This is a genomic window from Plebeiibacterium marinum, assembly GCF_026013615.1.
GTDB lineage: Bacteria > Bacteroidota > Bacteroidia > Bacteroidales > Marinilabiliaceae > Saccharicrinis > Saccharicrinis marinus_A.
Genome location: NZ_JAPDPI010000012.1, coordinates 114125 through 120225, shown reverse-complemented (window position 1 = coordinate 120225; position 6101 = coordinate 114125). Strand labels below are relative to the sequence as shown.

Annotated in this window: 3 protein-coding genes; all 3 read left to right on the top strand. The window is 38.6% G+C overall.

What is annotated here, in order from left to right; all coding sequences use genetic code 11:
* Positions 1–444 precede the first annotated feature (444 nt).
* Positions 445–999 (top strand): RNA polymerase sigma-70 factor, encoded by a 555-nt coding sequence (locus OM074_RS07895; protein WP_301198918.1) that lies wholly within the window; start codon positions 445–447, stop codon positions 997–999.
* Positions 1000–1393: 394 nt separating this feature from the next.
* On the top strand, positions 1394–2557 hold the full coding sequence (locus OM074_RS07890) for a FecR family protein (RefSeq protein WP_301198917.1): 1164 nt from the start codon (positions 1394–1396) through the stop codon (positions 2555–2557).
* Positions 2558–2648: 91 nt separating this feature from the next.
* On the top strand, positions 2649–6095 hold the full coding sequence (locus OM074_RS07885; protein ID WP_301198916.1) for a TonB-dependent receptor: 3447 nt from the start codon (positions 2649–2651) through the stop codon (positions 6093–6095).
* The last annotated feature ends 6 nt before the right edge of the window (positions 6096–6101 follow it).

The window sequence follows — 6101 nt, the reverse complement described above, 5'->3', positions numbered from 1 at the left end:
TAGAAATAGCCATTAGCTAATAGGACGGCTACGCCTTTAGGACGCTGCGCTTTAGCTTAAATGTTAGCTACTAATACAACTTTTGCACAGGAACAACATTTCTGGATCCGTTCTTTATAAGCTTCATGTAAATAAGATCGGATCCTTAGAAATAGCCATTAGCTGATAGGACGGCTACGCCTTTAGGACGCTGCGCTTTAGTTTAAATGTTAGCTACTAATACATCTTTTTTCAGGAACAGCATTTCCCAGGATCCGATCTTTATAGGCTTCTTGTAAATAAGATCGGATCCTTAGAAATAGCTACTTCCCCCTTGCCTCAGGGCTGTTTGTCTGTTTGATCCTTTAAAAATGTACCAAACAAGAATTCTACCCCGTTAAAAATTGAGGGAGGTGCTTTAATTAATAGTTTTTTTCTACATTTGCCTCAATCAAAAATATTTTTGTGCGGGTAGAAGATAAAATATTATTTAACGAAATTAAGAAAGGTAACAAAGTGGTTTACGAATCACTTTTTAACGAGTATTATGAGAGCCTTGTCCGCTATGCAGAAAAGTTTATTTTTGACCAGGCCCAGGCTGAAGATCTGGTTCAGGAACTTTTTATTGACATATGGGATAAAGCCCGAAAAATAAATATTACCACCTCCATAAAATCTTATTTCTACCAGGCCGTTAGAAACCGTTGCCTGAACTATCTGAAAAGTATCAAGGTAAAAGACAAAAACCATATGTTGTATATAGATGCTTTTTTAGATAGCGATGATGATGCCGAGCTTTTTGAACCTGATATTATAAAGAAAATAACCGAATCAATAGATGAGCTTCCTGAGCAAATGGCACACGTATTCCGCTTAAAACTGAAAGACGGCCTGAAACAGGATGAAATAGCCCTGGAACTTAATATATCTGTAAATTCGGTTAAAACCCATTTAAAAAGGGCAAGGGTAAAGCTTCGTGAAGCCTTGCTTGACAAAACCAATTTGTTATTCTTATTATAAAAACTACTTCGTTCGCTTTTATCTCTTTTATAACATTACTGTGTTAAATTTTTGTATTGTATTGATAATGTATATGTTAATGGGATATAATATTAATTGTTAACGCATTAATATTAAGCATCTTGTAAATCAGTCTCTTGTCTCTTGTCTTTTGTTTAACGATCTATTATTATAAGAACCGCTGTTTTTAACTAAGCTGCAAGAAATGGACTGTTGTGTGATTTTTGCCTCTTATTATTTTGGGTGGCTGTTGAAAATTATACACAAAGGTTCATGTAAACCCCTGCAATTTTCGTAAATTTTATCTAATTGATAATTTTTTTTAAAAATCTTGTCACCCCAAATGATAATCTGTTGTCATAGGGGTATAAATAGTAACAAATTTATATCCGGCATGGAAAATAATATAGATTTTGTAATAATTTGGAAAAAGATCCATGATAAACTATCCGATAGCCAGGAAAAGGAGTTTAACACCTGGTTAAATGCAGATAGCTCGCATGAGGAATTTTTCGAAAAAATACTTCATTATCATAAAACGGGGGAGGTGAAGAATTATCGCGATCTTGATTTTATCAATGTATGGAACTCCATTGAACCCCGTTTAAAAGACCATAACGATAAAAAAATACCTGACTGGATAAAAATAAGCGTTTCGGTTGCGGCAACGGTGCTTATCATGTTGTCGGTGTACCTGGTTGTAAATATAAATCATCAGGATTCACGGCTAACGGCAAATGAAATGACCATCCCCCCGGGATCGAGTAAGGCCAGGTTAATATTTGATGATGGAGAAAGTGTTGATCTTGTACATGGGCGCGATTTTCATGGTGAAGTAGATGGGGCAAAAATATCCAACCAGGGCAACCAGATCTCTTATACAGGAAGCCAGGGCATAAAAGGTACTGAAGTAAAATACAATACGCTCGAAATTCCCAGGGGCGCCGAGTACTTTGTTATTTTATCTGATAGCACAAAGGTGTGGCTGAATTCAGACAGCCGTTTGCGGTATCCAACCGCCTTTGTTGGCGATGTGCGCCAGGTAGAACTGGAAGGAGAGGCCTATTTTGAAGTGGCTAAGAATAAATCCATGCCATTCAGGGTACAAACCCAGGGGCAGGTGGTTGAGGTGCTGGGTACCGAATTCAACCTGTGCTCCTATAAAGAAAATGAGCTTATTTATACCACTTTGGTTGAGGGTAAGGTAAAAGTGTTTTCAAAGGATAATCCGGAACTGACACAAACCCTGGTGCCGGGCTACCAAAGTTATATGTACAAAAACAGCCGGGATATTTCTGTACGCAAGGTAGATGTTAAAAAATATACCGCATGGAAAGAAGGGGTCTTCTATTTTAAAAACGAAAACCTGGAAACCATGATGCATACCCTTTCACGGTGGTATGACATTGAGGTGGTTTTTGAAGGTGACAGCAAGCGCAACCTGAAGTTTACCGGTGAAATAAAACGTTACGAGAACCTGGAACAGATGCTGCACCTGATTGAGCAAACACAGGAGGTTCATTTTGAAATGAAAGGAAAAGAGATTAGGATAAAATAGTATTACAAACAAAAAAAAGGAGGCGTCGGCCAACGTCTCCTTTTTAGAATTTAAGTTCAAACAAAGTTTAAACCATTAACATTACAAATGTATGAAAAAACTTGAAATGTTATTCCGGGATTCCGGGATTAGAAAACTGCTGTTCGTTATGAGGATTACGATGTTGTTGTTAACCGTCAGTATTTTACAGGTTTCGGCCAGTGTTTATTCGCAAAACACCAGGCTTAATGTAAACCTGAAGAATGCAAGTATTGAGGAGATACTTGATGAAATTAAAGAACAAAGTGAGTACAATTTTTTGTATCGTTCTGATATTTTCAGCGATGTGTCAGAAGTGGATCTGAAATTTGAGGATGTTACGCTCGAAAATATACTTGATTACCTGGTTGTGCCCGAAGGATATAGCTATGTAATCAAGGATAAGGTTGTTGTGATCCGTAAAAAGGTTCAGGAAAGGCAGTATGGGGATGGAGAACAGCAAAAAAAAGTGCAGGGAACCGTAGTGGATACGGATGGAGACCCTATTCCGGGCGTTTCTGTTGTAGTATTGGGTTCCACAATGGGTACCGCCACCGCAGTAGATGGAAGCTATTCGCTCGAAATCCCCGCTAATGCAGCAACGCTGGTGTTCTCGTTTGTGGGAATGGAAACTCAACAGGTACCCATCAATGGTCGTAAGGTGATTGATATTGTTATGGAGGCAGACCATGAATTGGTAGATGAGGTGGTTGTAATTGGTTATGGACAGGTAGATAAAAAAGACCTGACAGGATCTGTAGCTACAGTTAAATCGGATGGTATTAAGCAGATTAAAACTCAAACAATCGATCAGGCCCTGGCCGGGCAAATGACAGGTGTTTTTGTAACTGCCAGTGGGGGCGAGCCAGGGAGTGGAGCTGTGGTTCATATTCGTGGTTTGAGTGGTATTAAAGGGGATAATCAGCCATTATATGTTGTTGATGGGATTCCGATTATCCAAAATCCGAATTTTGGAACACTTGGATTGGGAACCTATGGTACAAGAGCCAATCCGTTGCTTTCCATTAACCCCAACGATATTGAAAGGGTAGATGTTTTAAAAGATGCCTCGGCAGCTGCGATTTATGGCTCACGTGCTGCTAACGGTGTAATTTTGGTAACTACCAAAAGGGGAAAGCAAAATGAAACACCTAAATTAAATTTCAGTGTGAATAGTACCATTCAAAATCCAATAAACACTTTCGATTATTTAAGTAGTGACGAATGGATCCCTTTAGTTAAGGATGCTGCTCAGGCTACTTTAAATCAATATCCGGAAATGTACTGGCCATACTTTCCTACTGAGTATACTATAGTAAATGATCCTGATTATTTTGGAGATGCTAATACCGATTGGCAAAAAGAAATACTCAACAAGAATGCTTTATGGAATGAATATAATTTTAATATTTCCGGGGGAAGTAAAAACACAAAGTATTATGTGTCCGTTTCTGCCTCCGATCAGGAAGGGGTTTTTAAAGGAAGTGAATTTGACCGCTATAGTTTAAGCTCTAGTTTAGACGCTGGTATAACACCATGGTTTAAGGTTGGAACTTCAATCAACTATAACTACTCAGTAAATAAGTCATCAGGACTTTACTCATTGCAAAATGGAAATTTCCGACCTGATCTGGCGGTATACGATGAAAATGGAGAGTATACTGGTTCTGAAGCAAGTGTTGGGTATTTACTTAATCCGTTAGGTGATCAGGCTCGAAATACTAACCGGACTATTTCAAAAAATATGTATGGTTCGTTGTATGGTGAATTGGAGCTGTTAGAAGGTTTGAAATTTCGTAGCCGTTTAAATCTTAGCCTGAATGATAGTAAATACGAAGGATTTTCACCATCGTTTTCTCAAACAGCCCTATTTCAAGGAGCTTACTATTCAGAAGTAGGGGCGCGTCTGTCGAACCAGCTTAATGCCGGTTATAGCTTAAGTTTTGAAAATACGTTTAATTATAATAAGGTGGTTAATGGCGTTCATAAGTTTGATGCTTTATTGGGTATTTCCTGGGATCAAACTCGTTTGGATTTGGAAGCGCAAACATATCTGGGATTTCCGGATGATGTATTCTTAACAAACATTCAATCGGCAAATAGGGTAGTAGATTGGGGAAGTGAATCCATCGAAAATGGTTTAAACTCTTATTTTGGTCGACTCAATTATGTTTTTAATAACAGATATTTAGCAACTTTTACTGCTCGTTATGATGGATCTACCAAGTTTGGACCTGATAATAAATGGGGATTTTTTCCATCAGGGGCACTTGCATGGAACGTGCATAATGAAGGGTTTTTGCAGGATATTGAGGTAATCAGTCAGTTGAAATTGAGAGCTAGTTTGGGGCGTACAGGACAAGACAACCTGCCTTCATTTAGTTATCTGGCCTATTATCAGTCTTTAGAGAATGGCGATTCGTTCTATAACGGAGTAAATGGTATTGCAGTTCCGGGTGTTCCAAATACCGGTATTAAGTGGGAAACAACAGACCAGTTGGACTTGGGTATCGAGTTTGGTTTATTTGATTACCGTTTGAGTGGAGAAGTGGTTTATTTCGAAAAAAACACATCCGACATTATATTGTTAACTCCTATTCCTGCTGAGACAGGGATGTCGTATTGGCAAAACAATGTGGCAGATGTGTCAAATACGGGATGGGAAATTACCTTAGGGGGCGATGTTATACGTTCTGAAAACTTTCGCTGGAATTCAACGTTTAACATCTCATTTGTAAAAAATAAGGTGGATGCCCTAAAGGGCGGTGCTACTTCATCAGGTGGGAGTAGTGGTATAGTTGAAGGTCATCCTATAGGTGTAGTTGTTGGCTATGACGTGATAAAAATAGCCCAATCGCAGGATGAGATAGATGCTTTGAACCAGGCTGCGGGAGGGAGTTATCAATCCACCCTGTTAGCACCCGGAGATTATATTTTTAAAGATGTTTCAGGACCGCAAGGAGTACCTGACGGTAAAATTACAGCAGATGACCGTACGGTACTCGGCGACATAAACCCTGATTATTTTGGAGGATGGAACAATACACTTACCTATAAAAATATCGATTTCAGCTTTAACTGGCAATTTGTACAAGGATCTGAAAGGAATTATGGAGGTATTAATAACTTGTATTACTTTGATACAACAGGTAATTCATTGGATATAGTGAAAGAAACCTGGACAGAAGATTTTACCGATGCACCATATGCCCGTTTGGGTTCAGGAACACATGGATATATGCCAACTTCCAGATCAGTTGTAGATGCTTCATATATCAGGCTTCGATCTGCATCAATTGCTTATAATTTGTCGAAAAATTTATTGGATAAACTTCCAATATCCAGTGCAAGGTTAACATTAACAGGAAATAATTTAATAACAATAACCGATTATCCTGGATTAGATCCGGAGAGTGTAAATGCACAACGGGGAGGAGCTACAATTGATATGACAAGAGATGGAGGTACTGCCTATCCTAATACCAGAACTTTCACCATCGGATTAAATGTGACATTCTAAAACAAA

What these genes read in the sequence shown, in the direction of transcription:
- OM074_RS07890 (WP_301198917.1), top strand. Translation starts at nt 1,394, where the DNA reads ATGGAAAATAATATAGATTTTGTAATAATTTGGAAAAAGATCCATGAT.
- OM074_RS07885 (WP_301198916.1), top strand. Translation starts at nt 2,649, where the DNA reads ATGAAAAAACTTGAAATGTTATTCCGGGATTCCGGGATTAGAAAACTG.